We start from the raw sequence: 17,105 nt of genomic DNA, 5'->3' as shown, positions 1-17,105 counted from the left end.
TGATGTGGGTAAAAGAGACAAGGTAAACCGGCTGATATGCTGGTTTACCTTGAAGTAATTATCGTAAGAACCATTTACTGACTAGCTGTGTCAAAACGATCCAGATTCATTACCTTAGTCCAGGCTTTAGAAAAATCCTGCACGAATTTCTGCTGAGAGTTATTGAAGGCATAGACTTCAGCGACTGCTCTGAGCTCAGAGTTCGAGCCAAAGATTAGATCCACAGGGGTTGCCGTCCACTTTACCTTACCGGTTTTGCGGTCGCTACCCTCATAAACCCCCTCTGCTTTATCGGATTTTTTCCATACTGTGGACATGTCTAGTAAGTTGACAAAAAAGTCGTTAGTGAGTGTTCCTGGTTTATCGGTAAAGACGCCGTTTTTCGATCCATCAGTATTGGCGTTCAGCACGCGCATACCGCCAATCAAAACCGTCATTTCCGGTACAGTGAGGGTCAACAGACTGGCGCGGTCCACCAGCATCTCGGTAGGTGTACGGCTATTATTACTGTTGAAATAATTGCGAAAGCCGTCGGCTGTGGGCTCAAGCATGGCGATGGAATTAACATCAGTCTGTTGCTGGCTTGCATCGGTACGACCGGGCTTGAAAGAAACGCTGATCTTTTGCCCCCCATCCGCAGCTGCTTTCTCAACAGCGGCAGTGCCACCGAGAACAATAAGGTCGGCGAGAGAGACTTTCTTACCCCCAGATTGGGCACTGTTAAACTCTTGCTGAATTTTTTCTAGCTGTGCTAGAACCTCGGCAAGTTCCTCTGGGTCATTGACTGGCCATTGTTTCTGGGGATCCAGCCGTATACGTGCGCCATTTGCTCCTCCACGCATATCTGAGCCGCGAAAAGTTGAAGCAGAGCCCCAGGCCGTTCTTACCAGCTCAGGCACGGTAAGGCCTGAGGAGAGGATTTTCGTTTTAAGTTGGCCGACATCATTGTCATCTATTAGAGGGTGATCGACTTTTGGTACTGGGTCTTGCCAGATCAGATCCTCTTTGGGAACTTCCACACCCAGATAACGCGCTTGAGGGCCCATATCGCGGTGAGTCAGCTTGAACCATGCCTTGGCGAAAGCGCGTTTAAATTCCTCAGGATTTTCCTGAAAGCGCTTGGCAATTTCCCGGTAACTGGGATCAAACTTTAAAGATAAATCGGTGGTAAACATGATTGGTGCATGCCGCTTGTTTTTATCAAAGGCGTCTGGCACCAAGTTGGCCGCAGCTTGATCATCGGGGACCCACTGTACTGCACCAGCGGGGCTCTTGGTTTTTACCCAGTTAAACTTGAATAAATTATCCAGGTATTGTTGGCTCCAGTTAATTGGAAGGGCCGACCAAGCCCCTTCAAGCCCAGAGGTCATTGTGTCATCGGCATTACCCTTACCACACTTGTTTTTCCAGCCCAGTCCCTGTTGCTCAATTGGGGCTGCTGCGGGTTCTGGGCCTAAGCAATCGGCTTTTACCGCGCCATGAGCCTTGCCAAAAGTATGGCCACCAGCGATCAGAGCAACCGTTTCTTCATCGTTCATGGCCATGCGGGCGAAGGTTTCACGAATGTCGATAGCCGCAGCCTTGGGATCAGGATTACCGTTAGGACCCTCTGGGTTTACATAAATCAATCCCATCTGAACGGCCGCCAGTGGTCTTTCTAACTGGCGATTACCGGTGTAGCGCTCATCGGCCAGCATCTTTGTTTCCGGGCCCCAATAAACCAGATCTGGCTCCCAATCGTCTATACGGCCACCGGCAAAGCCGTAGGTCTCAAATCCCATGGATTCAAGAGCAACGTTGCCAGTGAGCACCATTAGGTCAGCCCAGGATAGATTGGCGCCGTATTTCTGCTTGATAGGCCACAGCAAGCGCCGTGCTTTATCTAGATTGGCATTATCTGGCCAACTATTCAGAGGGTCGAATCGCTGCTGCCCCCCCCCTGCGCCTCCGCGTCCGTCGTTAACCCGGTATGTACCTGCGCTGTGCCAGGCCATTCGGATCATAAAGGGGCCATAATGCCCATAATCCGCAGGCCACCACTCCTGGGAAGTTTTTAACAGCGTTTCAATGTCACTCTTTACTGCTTTGAGATCCAGTGTTTTAAACGCCTCGGCATAATTAAAGTTTCCTCCCATGGGGTTAGACTTTGGGGAGTGTTGCCGCAAGGGGCGCAGATCCAGCTGGTTGGGCCACCAGAATTGGTTTGATTTAGGTTGGAAGTCCTTAGGGCCCTGGCGGGTGACGGGATCGGTCACTACCTCCTCCTCAGCAGAATACATATTTGACGCCAATAATGACAGTGTGATGAAAAGAGCGGTACCGAGTGAAGCTCTATAGAAACGCATTGCAATCATCTCCATACGATAAGGAATGCAGATTACAGCTTTTTAATTTGGTCTTTCTTACGAATTTAAAGAGGTATATAGCCTATATTGGCGACGTAATTTTTGCGAGCTTTGTCGGACCAAGCAGCTGAGAAAGAGTTTTATTTCCAGTAGATGATAAATAAATAATATTGGCTAGGTGGTTTTTGGGGGGCGATATTGGACGTTATCCTTTTTTATCTATCGTGATTTTATAGGTGCTAATCACCTGTGTCTTTGATGAATAATTTCTAAGGATTAAATGTAATCTATTTGGTTGTTAAGCTTCTTTAAAAACTTAATTGTTGAAAATGACGAAATAAATACGGGTGCCAAACACTATTTTTTAATATTTGTGGCTTTTATGATGTGTGAGCGATAGCTTCTTTGGGAAGTTAAAACAAGACCACCTCAATACGCAGAGATAAGCTGTTGCGTTCAGGTGTGCTGGCCCATGATTCTATTTTCTTATTCTAGGGCTAAGCCTATGGCAATGATTTATAAGGAGATTCTGTATGCGTATTTTTTTTATTTTTTGGGTGCTTTGTCTTTTATTGATGGCTTGTGGTGAATATTCACAAAAAGCGACCAAACATTCTGAGGAACTGAATGCCAAAGTTAAGCCGGCAAGTAACGTTACCAAAGCGCATAACTTGTCTGTAGCGAAGCAATTGCCTTTCTCCAATGACTTGGATTTCCGCCTAGCCAAACGTGGGTTTATTGCCACGATTCCGGGAGCACAGGTTACAAACGCTATGGGAAGAGAGGTCTATGGACTGGCTCAGATGCAATTTCTAGAGGGGGCGCCAAAGGATACAGTTAATCCGAGTCTTTGGCGGCAGGCTCAACTTAATGCTTTGAACAATGGGTTGTTTGAAGTTGTTGAAGGGATTTACCAGGTTCGCTCACTAGACCTAGCCAATATGACCTTGATCAAAGGGGAAACGGGATGGATTGTTATCGATCCCCTAACCTCTATGGAGACAGCTGCTGCTGGCTTGGCCCTGGCTAATAGGGAGTTAGGCAATAGGCCTGTTAGCGCTGTAATTTTTACCCACAGCCATGCGGATCATTTTGCCGGTGTAGCGGGAGTTCTCACCATGCAACAGCTAGCCGAAGGAAGTGTGGAAATTATCGCGCCTGACGGATTTTCCGAGGAGGCAATCAGCGAGAATGTCCGCTCGGGCAATGTGATGCAGCGGCGGGCGCTCTACCAATTTGGGGACCTGTTACCATCCAGCCCAGATGGATTTGTGTCCTCGGGTCTTGGCAATCGCGTGTCTGATGGAGAGCACGGTATTGCAACGCCTACACAGTTGATTCCCGAAGAAGGGGCAGAGATGAAAATAGATGGTGTAGATATCATCTTTATGAGCACCCCTGGAGCCGAAGCTCCCACTGAGATGGTCTTCTTCTTTCCCCAGTTTAACGCCCTATGTATGAGTGAGATTGCCAATCACACTTTACATAATATCTATACGCTTCGCGGTGCTAAAACTCGGGATGCGCTGGCGTGGAGTCGCTACATAGAGAGAGCCATGGAAAAATTTGGTGGAGATACCCAGGTGGTTTTCAGTAGCCATCACTGGCCCACCTGGGGAAATAGTGAGGCGCTGGATTACCTAGTAAAGCAACGAGATCTCTACAAATATATTCACGATCAGACTCTACGCCTGGCTAACCATGGCCACGACATGATCGAAATCGCCGAACAAATACAATTGCCAGAGGCGCTCTCCCACACCTGGGCTAACCGGGGTTATTACGGTACGGTCAATGTGGGCGCAAAAGCGGTGTACAACCGTTATCTAGGATATTTTGATGGGAACCCTTCCAATCTACACCCACTCCCTCAGGAAGAAGCCGCGCTTCACTATGTAGAGTATATGGGGGGGGAAGAAGAAATAATGAAACGGGCACGGCAGGACTTTTCCCAGGGAAATTACCGTTGGGTGGCGATGGTGTTAAAGCACTTGGTTTTTGCTGAGCCAAAAAATCAGGAGGCACGTTATTTATTGGCGGATGCTTTCGAACAGCTGGGGTATCAGGCGGAGTCTGGAATTTGGCGCAATTTTTATTTAAGCGGTGCCAGGGAGTTACGCCACGGAGTTGAGTTCCGTGAAGAGATGCAGCCGCCGGAAGAAATTGTAGCGCGGGTGCCTCTACAACTTTTATTCGATGCCATGGCGGTGCGCCTTAATGGGGAGAAGGCGGCGGAAGCGGATATCCGTTTAAATATTGAGATGACGGACAACAAAAATAAATACTTAGTGGTCGTTAAAAATGGAGTTTTACACGGTTATCCAGATCGACACAGTGAAGACCCCTCAGCGAGTTTGGCACTAAGTAGCACCGACCTGCGACTGATGTTCAGTGGTTTGGTCGGTGCTCCCACCATGATCAAGGAGGGGCGCTTAAAGGTGCGCGGCAATCCCTTGGCTTTGATCCAGTTTGGCAGACTCTTCGATAAGTTTGATAGGAACTTCAACCTGGTGACCCCTTAATTGGGAGATGCCGGGTAAGGTGGGCAACAGTTTGTCGGACCTCATATCACCCGTTACTCGTTGCGGTATGAGTCCCTGATAAGTGGAAGCGGCCGGCTTCGCTTTTAGAGCAAAATTGTTACAAGTAGCCTCAACTTTGAGTGCCGGTGACATGCCGATTTCCTTGGAAGTGAAGTCCACACCGTTAATACCATTGCGCGCGGCAATAACAAGCCCGGTATTTATACCGCTAAGCCAACTATTGAGAAGCCCGGAAGACAGAAGATCGATACTTTCTAAACCCTTATAAAAAGGCACAAAGCTCTCTGCCAGATTGCCACGTACCGATGAGCCCCCCACAGAGTTCCAGGTGGCGTTTTCCTCACTCCAGTTATTGGCGGCCTGGTAGATACCGAAAGTGCTACCCGATCGATTCGTGACATTCAGCTGCAGAGTGGCAGAGCTGATAGAGGAGCAGCCGGAAAGACTGCCTAGATCAAATTTAATCAGTGTGTAGAGTGTCCCATAGGTGTGGTCACTCCCATCGGCCAGTAGTCCTTCGGAGTCATGGTTAAAATTACTTGATGCGTAACGGGAGGAGATAAACACATCATCGCTTATTGGTAGGGAAAAGCTGCCGTTACTATCTGAGCTCTCTTGAATCACGCTGCGGCCAGCGTTATTAGCGATCAAATTCATGGATTCCCCCAGGCGGTTGGCGCTCCACCAATTCACATTATCTGGCAGGATGAGTGGATCGGCGGCACGTGCCTCCCGAGTCAGAGTTTCTGCAGTGTTATCGAACTGTGCGGTGCGCACTACCAGTCCACTTTCACTCACCTGGATGACCTTAAACTGCTGGATACTGGCCATGTCGATGGTCCAGGTTTTGGCATTGTTAGCGGAACGGGCTGGAGCACCCCAACTCCCTTCCCCCACGTAAACGGTACCGCCGTTGTTGGTGGTAGAAAAGTTATTGCCACTGGGTATCACGGCCTCAGTCATTTTGGTGAGATGAGTATCGGATTCCACCACCAGATTCATCGCATAGTCGTAAAATGACTGCGCCCACCAGTTAAATAAAGTGGGATTGTCAGACTTGCCGCTGTAATGGGGGAACATAGGTTTGTGATATTGGGCGAGACGCCAGCTGGCAGTGCTGCCATAGCTGGATAAATCGCTCGACAACCAATTATTCATTGCGCTGGCGTAAGAGGACCATCCACTGTTCTGAAACTGGCTATTTAAGGTGTAAATACGCAGTAATGGTGACACCTGCACGGCACCATAAGTGTCGCTGGGCGAACAGTTTCCATCGCCATTAAAATCCACGCCGAAGACTTCGCAGATGGTCGAGTAATTATCATCTTCGTGATTGCCGTGAGTGGGGATCAATGGGTAGATTCGCTTGTAGCTATAACCATCAATCGTATCGCTGGAGTAAGTCAACTCCCAGTCGTCGAGGAATTCACGCATTTCTGAGGCGCTATTGGCATTGGTGAAGTCGCCGCCATGCATCACTGCGAGAGGGCGTATTTTAGCTAGCAGAGTATTTCCCTGGCGACGAGTGGTATGTCCTGTGCGGGTATCACCACCGGCAATTACTACAAAAGGCGCGTTTTCTGCTGGAGCTGTCCTAAACCAAAATCGCTCACCACAGCCATTTTGGTCACATACACGAAAATAAACAGGAGAGTCCGCATTCAAATTTTGCAGGCGTACAAAATGGCTGGTGATACCGCTATCGAATGTTTCGCTATTGCTGACAAATGCGCTGTTCCAGCTGCTTTCATTGGTGGAGTAACCGTAGCTGACATAGGGATTACTGCTGTTGCCATCTGGAGAAAAACCGATGACAGCACTGCTGGAAGCATCGCCATCCCAGGCAAGGCGGTAGTGTTTGGTGGCGGCACTGACGTTGACTGCCAGCAACAATGTCGAAATAGTGAGAGCGGGGCCTATATATCGTCTCATTGCGGAAATTCCTCTGCAAAGTTGGGACTTTTTGTGAGAGGCCACCGCCTGGAGCGGGCAGGTTGGTGGCGCGCAGGAATTATTGGGGAACGATGTGACAGATGCTTGAACGATTGGTTACCAAGCGTGTGAAAGCTGCATTGTGATAGGGAATTGTGACGGTTTGCCCATTTATAAAATTGACCGCTGCGCCACCGACTTTTAGATAGGAGTAGATGCCTTCGAGGGGGAGGTCGCCATCACTGGTCCAGTAATCACCGCGCTGGGTTTTGGGGAAGTATCCAGTTTCGATACTGGGGCTTCCCGGCTGTACGTCTGGAGCCACCAGTGAACGCAGTTCGCTGGCGGAGGGCAGGCGCCAATGTTTTGCATCACAGAGTTGTTCCCGGTTAGTGTGCCGGATTAAATCCTCTGTGTCACAGCGCTCTGCTTCGAAATAACAATCTCCATTATTGGCAACGCCCTGATTGTTTAATAGTCGCGAATAAGTCCAACGTCCATCGTGAATGTCCTCACTATCTGTCTTGACCTCCCACAGCAGACCGCTGCGGCTATCGCAGACACAGGACCAGGGGCCCTCCCAGGTATCCATTACTTTTCCCTCAGCGCTCACTTTTAGAAGGTGGTATTGCTGCGGTTTTGGAGCCTGTGGTGTGTGGATAACGGCAGCACCAATCAGACAGGCGGGGAGAATAAAAATCAAAAAGAGTCGCGTGATCATAGCGCTTTACTCAGATTCAGTTGGATGGCTCTGGTATGACGGGTGTGGGCAACTTGTGCGCGATCAAATGCGGAAACCCACAGGCAGGTGCCATCTTCGATAGGAATGTCCAGGGGAGAGGCTGTATTTAATTTGCGTACAAGCTCTAGCGACCAGTATCCATCACGCCAAATACCTTTGGCTCTAACATCCGCACGATCACCCTCGAAGCGATTGGAGGTATAAAGTACCGAAGGCATTAGAGTACCTGGTGCTATCAGGTCGCTTTCTGCTGAGTAAGGTTGGTAATCAAACCAGGAGATGGTCCAATCAAGCTCCTGGCCTTCTTTAACATTTTGAAAGGGAGCCAATACATTAGCATCACTAGGCAAGCGTTTAGGAGTGATGCCAGTGGGGGAATACCATTTCCAGTTCAGTAAATAAGCACCGGATTCCTTTGCATCCTGTTGGTAACCTGCCGTGTAGCGGCGTTTACCTGCACGCACTTTATCTGGCGCGCCGATAAAATTGTCATCCGCCAGATACATTTTATTAGTGCGTACTGCTTTCCAGTGCCAAAGATCGTGAAGTTGCCCCGATTGGCTGTAGTGATACCCCTTGCCATGCCAGTTTGATGGCTTGTTTGCCAGTGGTGAACGTCCGAGATGGGCGGTGCCAGCACCTCCGAAGTCACAGTGATTGGAAAGTAACAAGGCAAATTTGTCTTCGTAAAAATTCTTTTCATCAAAATTCTCAAAGCCTTGCTGCTTGATCTTCCAACCTTGATCCGTTTTTATCAGGGGTAAATGAGTCAGGCTTTCTGTGGGATCCTGCCAGGAAATATGAAAATAAATCTCCTCACCATTTTGTAGAGCTTTGAGATGCACATCAGTACGACCCTGATAAAAATTTGCGCCGCCATCGGTACTGATTTTTAGCGGCTGAGCTTTTGCCCATTGGGGTTCATCGGCATGGCCATCAATATCAATGATCGTATGGATAGGAATTGAGGTTACCGGCAGTTGATAATAAGAAAATTTGGTCAGAAGCAGCCAACCGCCGAGCAGAAAGATGGGCAGCAAACTACATAGCAATGCCAGTTGAACTCTTCTGTTTGTGGCTGGCTTGAGGATATAGAGAAGAGCACTTTTCCCGAACTGCAGTAGATAAACGCCTGCGTGTAGAAAAATATAGACGCTGAGTCCAAGCGCGGCGAAAAAATGTAATATTCGGACCAGTGATAACTGGCCTATCCCAGCAAAGAGCAGCCAGCCACTGGCCAACGAGATGCCAATGAGGCTAATGCCCCCCCAGGTGACTACTCGGTGGTAATTCCATTGTTTATGAGCGCATGATTGTTCAATTCGATAAAGTCGAATAGCATTCGAGTATAAATAAGAAAGGGCAACCAGCGAAAGCAGGAGTGCAGAGAAGAAATGTACACTGTGTACCTCTCCCTGGGGCAGCAGTTCTTCAATTGAGGCAATGGCGGGTTTAGTGAGTGTGGCAATACGCAACCCACTGAAAAGACTGCAGATCACTGCTATTACTAATGCAGCATGCAGTAGTATCCACATGGGACTTTTTGATCTGTCAGACATAATTAGGCCCTAAAAAAGCCCACAGGCTATCGGCGGGATATGACAGTTTAGAGAAACTTATGTGGCTCTGAGAAATGGTTAAAACTCATTACTCCGCCAAAATGCAGTCTTTGCTAGAAAAGTGATGTAGGGAGATACGTTGAAAATGTTTAGGTCATGCTTAATTAAGTTGAAATTTCAGGCAGTCTTGGCGACGCTAAGTTTTACTTGCAGATTTAAGAGCTAAGTTAGTCGCGTAATGGCGTCATTTTGAAGCTTTCTCGTACTTCGAGGGTTTCTGATAGGGCGCTTATTTGTGGCCTATCTTTGCGCCAGTTGAAGTCTTCGTGCCGAAAATCTAGGTATGAAAGTGCTGAGCCGAACGCAATTTGTAGAAGACAAAATGTCTGGGGAAATTGATGGACTCTGGCTTCAAAAAAATCCAGGGTACGATTGATTGCACTGTTGTAGCGCTGCCACCAAAATTCTGACTGAAGCCCTTCACGCCCGCGAATTTTCTCTACCTGTCTGTGAACCAAGATCTCCATTAGACCTGAGGACACACTATAGAGTGTTTTTAAATTCCAGTCATTGTCTATCGCAGAGCTGAGGTGGCCATCTCCAAGTTGTTTATCTAGGAACTCACAGATCACTTCGCTATCCATAATAACGTTGCCGTTATCTAAGGTCAGGCAGGGAACTTTACCTAAAGGATTATTGGATATTAAATCATTTGTATTGTGAAAAGGGTGAGAAAAAACCTCACTAACGCGGGAGTGTAACTTGAGTTCTTCTATAACAATTCGGGTTTTTCGGGCAAAGGGGGAGGAGTAAGTCAGAAAGAGTTGCATAACGGCGCTTAATCACTCTGCCACTCTATATGGTCGGCATTGGTGATGAGGCGCCGCTAATTTTGCAAAATAACTACTAATGATGGGGAATGACATCAGTAATACGGTTATAGAGGTGTTGTTTGAGATAGGCACGTTGTTTTTTTAGTCTTGAATAGTGATCGTCATCAGTGCCGATGCCACTATCCTGTAGTCCTCTAATTTGTTTATCCAGTTTTCGATATTGGTCGTTATCTAGCTTGAATTCTACGTCATTCCTGATCAGGTGCTTGATAGTATCGGCGTACTCGGGAAAATCCAACTCCAGCTCATGCGCGGCTATGGACATAGAAAACCTCCCCTCCATTCAGTTAAAGCATCAAGGGTAATATTAGTTTGTGAATTTGAAGTCACAAAAATCACCGCCAAGAAGCAGACTGGGCTGCTAATCATTGGACGATGATTTACCCCCGTTGTTTCAAGCTGATAACGTATTAGGCGGCTAATTTTTAGGTGTGAAAAGGTTGTTCAATTATAGGATTTCTTGAAGGCGGTATTCTTTATGAAAAAAAATTCTAACAAAAGAAAATTTTAGAATGCCAGTTTTTTTAGAGAGTATGCTTGTGATTGATCAGAAGTTTACTCTGAGTGTGTCGTTTATGACATTGTAAGGCGAAAGTGATGGTGAAATGTTAATGGCTTTCGGTATTGCCGCATTCGTAATTTTTATATTGATAAAAAATGAAATTTAACTAATTGGAAGTTTTGTTGGCTGGGTACACAAAAAAGCCTGGCAAATATTATTGCCAGGCCCTAGGTGTGTCGATATTATCTAAATTTTAATTAATAAAATTTAGGCTTTATGCGGAAGCTTCTAATGGAGCAAAGCGCAACTGACGTCTTTGCAATAGCTCTCCGAGATACAGCTTTAAGTAAGCTGCAGCGGCACGCTTGCCCTCTGCGGCGGCTTCCTCGGTAATTCTTCCGAAACGCGAGTACGCCTGAGAACAAAACGAATCATTGATATTGATGGCGCACATAAAGCGGTCGCGCCAGTCCTGTGATGGAGGCAACTCAAATTCGCGAGACAGATTCTTAATCAAGGTATCTGCCAAGCGCCAGTTGTTTTCCATCTGTAATTGACGTAGAGCCCAGCTGGACTGTGGCCCATAGTGTACTTTGAGTGCGGAGATATTATCTTCGTAATAACTACGTACTAAGTCGCACAGGTGGTAGAGCATATCTTGCCAGCTATCCGCTGGTGAGAAATCAGAGTGCCCCAGTACCACATCGCCAAATGACTTGTAGTGACGTTCCGCCAGAGCGGTAAGACTGGCATCTACGCTTGGGAAAAAGTGGTACACGGATGCAGCTGGGACCCCGGCTACCTGGCTTAGATTGGCTAGACTTATGTCCGTTGAATCCTGCTCGGCAATGAGGGTTTCCAGCGCGTCGAGAAGCTTTTCATACTTCTCACGGCCGTTTTTACGTTGTGGTTTGCGCGGACTAGCAGTGTCGCGCCGGCTAATAGCACGTCGATCGATTTGGTTCAAATTCACCTCCCCTTAGACAAGCGCAGTTGGCAAGCGCCAGAAGTGCGCTTTACTTCCTTGTAAAAAATTGTCTTCTGGAATTGATGATTATTATCGTACCAATTTCGGGGAGCAAGGGGATTTTGTTCGAATTGTGGGATAGTTCCGCACTGGCAGATTAATTTTGATCAAGTGTTACTATCCCACACAATTCGAAAAAGGTTGTGCTAATGGTAGTGAAGTTCGGAAGCTTTACCGCGAAACACATAGTACGAGAATGCCGTATAGATCAGTATGATCGGCACTACAATCAGGGCGCCCACTAAAATGAATTTCAGTGAAGCGGTGGCACTGGCTGCCTGCCAGATATTCAGCTGCCCAGGCACTATGTCGGGAAAGAAGCTAAAAGCCAGACCGATAAAGCACATCAGAAAAATAGTCACTACCAATGTGAAGGGCAGTGCACTGTGCCTATCGTTGGCTTTGGGTAACCTGGCCAGCAGGAGGTCATTAAAAATAAAAGCCAGAAAACACAGGGTGGGTATCAGGAGTACGAACATCACCAGTGGATAGCTGAACCAACGATCAAAAACGGCTGGATTGACCAGTGGATTGATCGTGGAGACTGAGACTACGCCAAGGAGAGTCGCCCGCCCAGCCCGACGCGCCCAGCGTACGGCCCGTTCCTGCAACAGTGACTCGGTTTTCAATACCAGCCAGGCCGAGCCCATATAGCTGTAGGCGGCAGTTACCCCCAGGGCACTGACCGCAGAGAAAAGCTGTGCCTGCCAGCCAGGCTGGAACCCCATCACATATTGCCCCAGCATATAACCCTGGGCCAGGCTGGTGATTATGGATCCTGCTTTAAACGTCCTGTCCCAAGCGAGCTTATGCCCCACGGCTGCTTTGGCGCGAAAGTCAAAAGCCACGCCGCGCAAAATCAGCCCCACCAGCATTATCGCTGCTGGTATATAGAGATGCATCAGCACTAGGTTGTGGGCGATGGGAAAGGCGATAAGCAGCAGGCCGATGGCGAGCACCAGCCAGGTTTCATTGGCATCCCAGAAAGGACCAATCGAGGCAATCATGGTGTCCCGCTGGGGCTCGTCTTCCTTACCCAGGGGGAGGAGAATACCCACCCCAAGGTCGTAACCATCCAGAATGGCGTAAACCAGTACTGCTAGACCCATTAGGCCGATAAAGACAACGGGTAGCCAATAGGCTGCGGATGATGCGGCCTCATTCATGGGATTCCCCCTTGGATTGCTCTTGGGTGGATTTCGGTAGGTTGGTCAGGCTGCCACCGGCGAGAGGTTCTTTGGTTTCAAACTCCTCCACTTTGACAGATTTCAAAGCCATTACTTTTAGGGTGTGAATATAGGCATAGAGCAGGATGACATAGACAAGCAGATATAGGGTGAGAGAGAAGCCCACATGGGAAGGTGGAATCTGGGTTACGGCATCTGCGGTTTTGAGAACCCCGGTCACAAGCCATGGTTGCCGACCAATTTCAGTGACATACCAGCCTGCTAAGGTGGCTACCCAACCCGCGAACGTCATTCCTACCAGGGTTTTGAGCGCCCAGTTGGGTAGCTCTTTGCGCCGCCAGAGGAGGTAGCAACCTCCCCAGGCGACAGCCAGCATTAATATCCCCATACCCACCATAATTCGGAAGGCGAAGAAAACGGGTGCAACCGGCGGATGATCATTGGGGAATTCTTCGATACCTTTTATTTCTCCATTTAAATCATGGGTCAGAATAAAGCTGGCCATTTTGGGGATAGCTATCTCGAAATGATTGGTCTTCTTCTCACCATCGGGTATTGCAAATAGTAATAGTGGCGCGCCCCTTTCGGTCTCCCATACTCCCTCCATTGCCGCCACTTTCTGCGGCTGGTACTTAAAAGTGTTAAGACCGTGTAGGTCGCCGACAAAAATCTGGATTGGAATAAAAACAGCTGCCAATACCAACCCGGTTTTTAGTGCTAGCCGCGGTGCACGCTTTGGGTCACCTTTAAGTATCCGGTAAGCAGAGATACCTGCGACAAAGAAGGCTGCAGTGAGACCCGAGGCCAGTAGCATATGAGTGAGGCGATAGGGGAAAGAGGCATTAAAAATAATAGCCAGCCAGCTCTCGGGGTAGGCGACACCATCTCGTAGTTCAAAGCCGGATGGGGTCTGCATCCAGGAATTGAGTGCAATGATCCAGAAGGCGGAAAGTGTGGTGCCAATAGCTACTACAAAGGCTGAGAAGGTGTGAACTTTGCTGGGGACACGATTTATTCCAAACAACATGATACCTAGAAAAGTGGCTTCCAGAAAAAAAGCGGTAAGCACTTCATAACCCAAGAGAGGCCCGGCGATATTGCCAACCCGTGCCATAAATCCTGGCCAGTTGGTACCAAATTGGAAAGACATAGTGATGCCACTAACGACACCGAGCGCGAAGGTTAGGGCAAAGACCTTTACCCAAAAACGATAGGCTCTCATCCAAACAGGATTATCAGTTTGGTCGTAGCGAAGCTTGAAGAAAACAATAATCCAGGCGAGGGCTATTGTGATGGTGGGAAAGAGAATATGAAAACTGATATTGGCCGCAAACTGTATTCGGGAGAGGATCAGAGTATCTAGCATGGGAGCCTCTGCTGGTCGGACTAATTTATTAACCAGATAACCGGGCGACTCTTCCTGATAGGCCCGGGGGTGCCCGTTAAACACCATTGCAGGAGTATGGACCCACGGTGTTTATTGAGCGGCTGCCGACGTTGTGTCGGCGGCGGTTTATCCTTTTACCGCCTGTCTTGGTTGCCCAGCGGGCAATTCAGGTATAGGTTTATTCTGGAGCCTTTCCTCCTGTCATTTTACTTTTCAGCTCCAGTAGCTTGACGATGCCGGAGCCCAGTTTCATTAGCTTGAGTAAATCGTCGTGTTCCAGCTTGCTCAGGGTGTTGGCAAACTCTTCAAGTAATTCCAGCAGACTGTAGACTTCTTGAATTTTTTCCTGGGCCTGTGCTTCTTGTTCATCCTGAGGCTCATTGAGCAAGAGCTGGCGCAATAGGCTCAGGGTGGGGTCCAGTTCACGTTTACGTCGCTCTTCAAATACAGTTCGAGCAAGCTCCCAGATGGACCCTGCAGCGGTGAAATAGTCTTTTCGGTCACCTGGCTGGTGCTGTAGCTCAACAAGGCGCCAGGCTTGCAGTTCTTTGAGGCCCATACTCACATTGCCGCGACTGATCTTCAGTGCCTGAGCCAGCTGCTCGGCATTTAGGGGGGAAGGGTGGATGGTAAGCAGGGCAAACATCTGGCCCACGGTGCGATTAAAACCCCACCGGCTGCCCATTTCTCCAAAGTGCAGTACAAAAGCCTGGGCTTGACTGGATAGTTTCATTTTCTTCTTAAGTTTCAGAAATTTCTGAAAATTGTAAATGTAAATTGATCCAAGTCAATAAATAATTGGAAAAATTTTGTTTTAAGTTTTTTGCTTTGGGCTGTAGATAAGTAAATTGTCAGGCAGGGCGGGCCCACAAGTAGTGGTAGGCAGAAAGTGTTTTCTCTCAGGACGTTATGGGTGTTTCTGTGGGAGTGATGCCTGTGCTCTACGCGGCCAGTCGCTAGGTACAATAAAGCCGCGACCCATTTCACCTTCTTGGCCCATAAGAGCAAAACATAGAGGCTTATCAATTGCTGAGCTCTGAAGTCCGGCCATAAGTTGCTCAAAAGAGACGCCGTGGGGTTCTTCCCATTCTATTGATGCTAGCCAGGCTTTTTTGGGAAGTTGGAGCCAGCGCAGGCCTGCTGAGATATTTCCTTGAGTGGCAAGGTTTCCGAGGGTTTCCAAGTCGGTCCACCAATTACTATTGCATAGTTGTTTCAGATTACCCCCAGCTGTCCGATTACCAAGAGTTGGTAATCGGTTAAAGAGTCGGCCTGGCATCAGCGTCCACTGCCGATCAATATAAAGCTCCTGAGCTTCTAATAGAGTTTGTACGGATTGTTGCTGGATGAGAGGCAGTTGATGTTCCGCCATACGCTTTAATTTGATATCCAGGCGATCCTTGAGGCCTGGGCCAACCCAGAAGCCGACGGGCTGAGCGAGGTAGAACTTCACCGCAACCTCCCAGTGCTCGCAGCGATTACTGGGTAGGTGGTGAACGACAAAGTCCAGTTCGCCGAGAGTTCTACCCTCAATACGCAGGGGCAGGTTCTGGTGCAGCAACTGGTAATCTGGGTGGTATTGAAAAGCGAAAGACCAGAGTCGCTCAAAGTAAACGCCAAGCCGGTTGGTGGGTTTGTGTCGGTCGCCTTCAATCAGGTATGTTTCGAGCTTATCTATTAATTCTTGTTTGACTTCTTTGCGGGAAAAATAAGTGTGCAATTGGTTGCGGCGAGCCATAGGTAGCCATGGCAGGTCAATGGTGCTAGTTGATTTGTCACTAGTATCAACAATATCGCTACTGCCCAGGGACCAAAGTAGGTTGGACCAGTCATCTACAACAGGTCTGTGAAGTCGATTGGTCATATAAACCCTGTCAGCGGCAAAAAAACTCTCTGATTCTACCAGAGTCGGCACTTGACTTGGGACTGTGCTAGGGTTCATCTTCCAGAGAGATATTTAATAATAAAACTGCTGTCCCCCTATATCTCACCTCGTGTGGATTACCCGTTTTTGCCAAAGCGTAATCTACATGGGATATGGGGAGATATAGCCAGACAATAATAAAAAGAGGAGGTGAATGTGGAATCAGGGCCTATGATCTCGATCGGTCTACCCATCGCACTGTTTATCATTATGGTGGGCATTGGAATGACCCTGACCGCCAGGGATTTCCATCAGGTGACGGTAAAACCAGGTGGGTTAGTGGTGGGCACACTTGCCCAGATTGTACTTATGCCAATTGTGGCTTTTGTTCTGTGTTGGGCGCTCAGTTTACCCGCACCGATAGCTGTGGGTTTGGTGATTATTGCAGCCTGCCCGGGTGGAACGACCTCAAACCTTTTTACGTTACTCGCTCGCGGTAATGTAGCGCTCTCCATAGTGTTAACGGTTTCGGCAAGCCTAATTACGATTCTGACCCTGCCATTCTTCACCAATTTTGCCCTGCGCCAATACTTTGGAGCAGAGCAGGAAATCGTTCTCCCTTTTGCTAAAACTGTGGCCATGTTATCGGTGATAGTCTTGCTGCCCGTGGTGATTGGCATGTTGATACGGGCTTGGAACCCTCATTTGGCCAGCCGCGCTGAGGGCATTGTAAGTATTTTTGGGGCGCTGGTACTGGTCATTTTAGTGGTGGGATTGGTGTGGGGTATGAGAGACCGGATTGGAGAGCTCATGCTGTTGGCCGGCCCCTCTACAATTTTGCTGAATTTACTGGGGGTGTTGACTGGCTTAATCATCAGCCACTTTTGTGGGCTCTCCCGGCGGGATGGCCTGGCAGTAGCTACCGAGCTGGGCATCAAGAACGGGACTATTGGTCTCATGGTAACCCTCACACTGATGCACTCCAGTGAAATGTCGGTGCCTTCAGCTGTATATGGAGTGCTTATGTTTCCATCGGGGATGTTGCTTGCCTATTATGGTCGCAAGAAAGCGCGCGAAGCTGGGGAGGCAGACGCGGCGCAAGCTGGCGGGGTCGGATGAAATCC

13 protein-coding genes are annotated in these 17,105 nt (G+C 48.4%); 2 read left to right on the top strand and 11 right to left on the bottom strand.

From position 1 onward, the window contains the following. Positions 1-74: 74 nt before the first annotated feature. Positions 75-2,345, bottom strand: a complete 2,271-nt coding sequence (gene katG / locus ACJJIB_RS19025; protein ID WP_444887193.1) for a catalase/peroxidase HPI — start codon at positions 2,343-2,345, stop codon at positions 75-77. Between the two features lie 533 nt (positions 2,346-2,878). On the opposite strand from katG, the gene ACJJIB_RS19020 reads away from it, so the two are divergent. Continuing rightward, complete coding sequence (locus tag ACJJIB_RS19020; protein ID WP_444887192.1) at positions 2,879-4,867, top strand: alkyl/aryl-sulfatase; 1,989 nt, start codon at positions 2,879-2,881, stop codon at positions 4,865-4,867. Here ACJJIB_RS19020 and ACJJIB_RS19015 read toward each other — a convergent pair. The 10 genes from ACJJIB_RS19015 to ACJJIB_RS18970 form a co-directional block, all read right to left on the bottom strand. Further along, positions 4,778-6,820: a DNRLRE domain-containing protein gene (locus ACJJIB_RS19015; RefSeq protein WP_444887191.1), complete on the bottom strand. Its 2,043-nt coding sequence runs from the start codon at positions 6,818-6,820 to the stop codon at positions 4,778-4,780. The genes ACJJIB_RS19020 and ACJJIB_RS19015 overlap by 90 nt on opposite strands. Before the next feature lie 79 nt (positions 6,821-6,899). After that, complete coding sequence (locus tag ACJJIB_RS19010) at positions 6,900-7,412, bottom strand: Lcl C-terminal domain-containing protein (RefSeq protein WP_444887190.1); 513 nt, start codon at positions 7,410-7,412, stop codon at positions 6,900-6,902. A 125-nt stretch (positions 7,413-7,537) separates the two neighbouring features. Continuing rightward, a complete protein-coding gene (locus tag ACJJIB_RS19005; RefSeq protein ID WP_444887189.1) occupies positions 7,538-9,121 on the bottom strand; it encodes an ethylbenzene dehydrogenase-related protein in 1,584 nt (527 codons plus the stop codon). Positions 9,122-9,348: 227 nt separating this feature from the next. Further along, complete coding sequence (locus tag ACJJIB_RS19000; RefSeq protein ID WP_444887188.1) at positions 9,349-9,951, bottom strand: glutathione S-transferase N-terminal domain-containing protein; 603 nt, start codon at positions 9,949-9,951, stop codon at positions 9,349-9,351. Positions 9,952-10,027: 76 nt separating this feature from the next. Next, the gene (locus ACJJIB_RS18995) at positions 10,028-10,279 is read right to left on the bottom strand and encodes an HP1242/YdcH family protein (protein ID WP_252083304.1); all 252 of its coding nucleotides are present in this window, start codon (positions 10,277-10,279) and stop codon (positions 10,028-10,030) included. A gap of 511 nt (positions 10,280-10,790) precedes the next feature. Continuing rightward, on the bottom strand, positions 10,791-11,483 hold the full coding sequence (locus ACJJIB_RS18990) for a TetR/AcrR family transcriptional regulator (protein ID WP_252083303.1): 693 nt from the start codon (positions 11,481-11,483) through the stop codon (positions 10,791-10,793). Positions 11,484-11,689: 206 nt separating this feature from the next. Continuing rightward, positions 11,690-12,709 carry a cytochrome d ubiquinol oxidase subunit II gene (locus ACJJIB_RS18985; RefSeq protein WP_252083302.1) on the bottom strand — a complete coding sequence of 340 codons (1,020 nt, stop codon included), beginning with the start codon at positions 12,707-12,709 and terminating at the stop codon, positions 11,690-11,692. After that, a complete protein-coding gene (locus tag ACJJIB_RS18980; protein WP_252083301.1) occupies positions 12,702-14,096 on the bottom strand; it encodes a cytochrome ubiquinol oxidase subunit I in 1,395 nt (464 codons plus the stop codon). Before ACJJIB_RS18980 ends, ACJJIB_RS18985 begins: the two co-directional genes overlap by 8 nt. 199 nt (positions 14,097-14,295) lie before the next feature. Continuing rightward, on the bottom strand, positions 14,296-14,850 hold the full coding sequence (locus ACJJIB_RS18975) for a GbsR/MarR family transcriptional regulator (protein WP_444887187.1): 555 nt from the start codon (positions 14,848-14,850) through the stop codon (positions 14,296-14,298). Between the two features lie 174 nt (positions 14,851-15,024). Further along, entirely contained in the window at positions 15,025-15,981 is a 957-nt protein-coding gene (locus tag ACJJIB_RS18970) for a DUF1853 family protein (RefSeq protein WP_444887186.1), read from the bottom strand. 216 nt (positions 15,982-16,197) lie between these two features. Here ACJJIB_RS18970 and ACJJIB_RS18965 point away from each other — a divergent pair, with 216 nt between their 5' ends. Beyond that, positions 16,198-17,100, top strand: a complete 903-nt coding sequence (locus tag ACJJIB_RS18965; protein WP_444887185.1) for a bile acid:sodium symporter family protein — start codon at positions 16,198-16,200, stop codon at positions 17,098-17,100. The last annotated feature ends 5 nt before the right edge of the window (positions 17,101-17,105 follow it).

The sequence above is a fragment of the Microbulbifer mixtoriginis (SeqCode) genome (assembly GCF_052467705.1).
The sequence above is the reverse complement of the archived record's forward strand: the minus strand, read 5'-3'. Positions and strand labels throughout refer to the sequence as shown.

Bases quoted from the DNA above. Each gene is read 5' to 3' on its own strand.
- katG (WP_444887193.1), bottom strand. From the start codon at position 2,345: ATGCGTTTCTATAGAGCTTCACTCGGTACCGCTCTTTTCATCACACTG.
- ACJJIB_RS19020 (WP_444887192.1), top strand. From the start codon at position 2,879: ATGCGTATTTTTTTTATTTTTTGGGTGCTTTGTCTTTTATTGATGGCT.
- ACJJIB_RS19015 (WP_444887191.1), bottom strand. From the start codon at position 6,820: ATGAGACGATATATAGGCCCCGCTCTCACTATTTCGACATTGTTGCTG.
- ACJJIB_RS19010 (WP_444887190.1), bottom strand. From the start codon at position 7,412: ATGGATACCTGGGAGGGCCCCTGGTCCTGTGTCTGCGATAGCCGCAGC.
- ACJJIB_RS19005 (WP_444887189.1), bottom strand. From the start codon at position 9,121: ATGTCTGACAGATCAAAAAGTCCCATGTGGATACTACTGCATGCTGCA.
- ACJJIB_RS19000 (WP_444887188.1), bottom strand. From the start codon at position 9,951: ATGCAACTCTTTCTGACTTACTCCTCCCCCTTTGCCCGAAAAACCCGA.
- ACJJIB_RS18995 (WP_252083304.1), bottom strand. From the start codon at position 10,279: ATGTCCATAGCCGCGCATGAGCTGGAGTTGGATTTTCCCGAGTACGCC.
- ACJJIB_RS18985 (WP_252083302.1), bottom strand. From the start codon at position 12,709: ATGAATGAGGCCGCATCATCCGCAGCCTATTGGCTACCCGTTGTCTTT.
- ACJJIB_RS18980 (WP_252083301.1), bottom strand. From the start codon at position 14,096: ATGCTAGATACTCTGATCCTCTCCCGAATACAGTTTGCGGCCAATATC.
- ACJJIB_RS18975 (WP_444887187.1), bottom strand. From the start codon at position 14,850: ATGAAACTATCCAGTCAAGCCCAGGCTTTTGTACTGCACTTTGGAGAA.
- ACJJIB_RS18970 (WP_444887186.1), bottom strand. From the start codon at position 15,981: ATGACCAATCGACTTCACAGACCTGTTGTAGATGACTGGTCCAACCTA.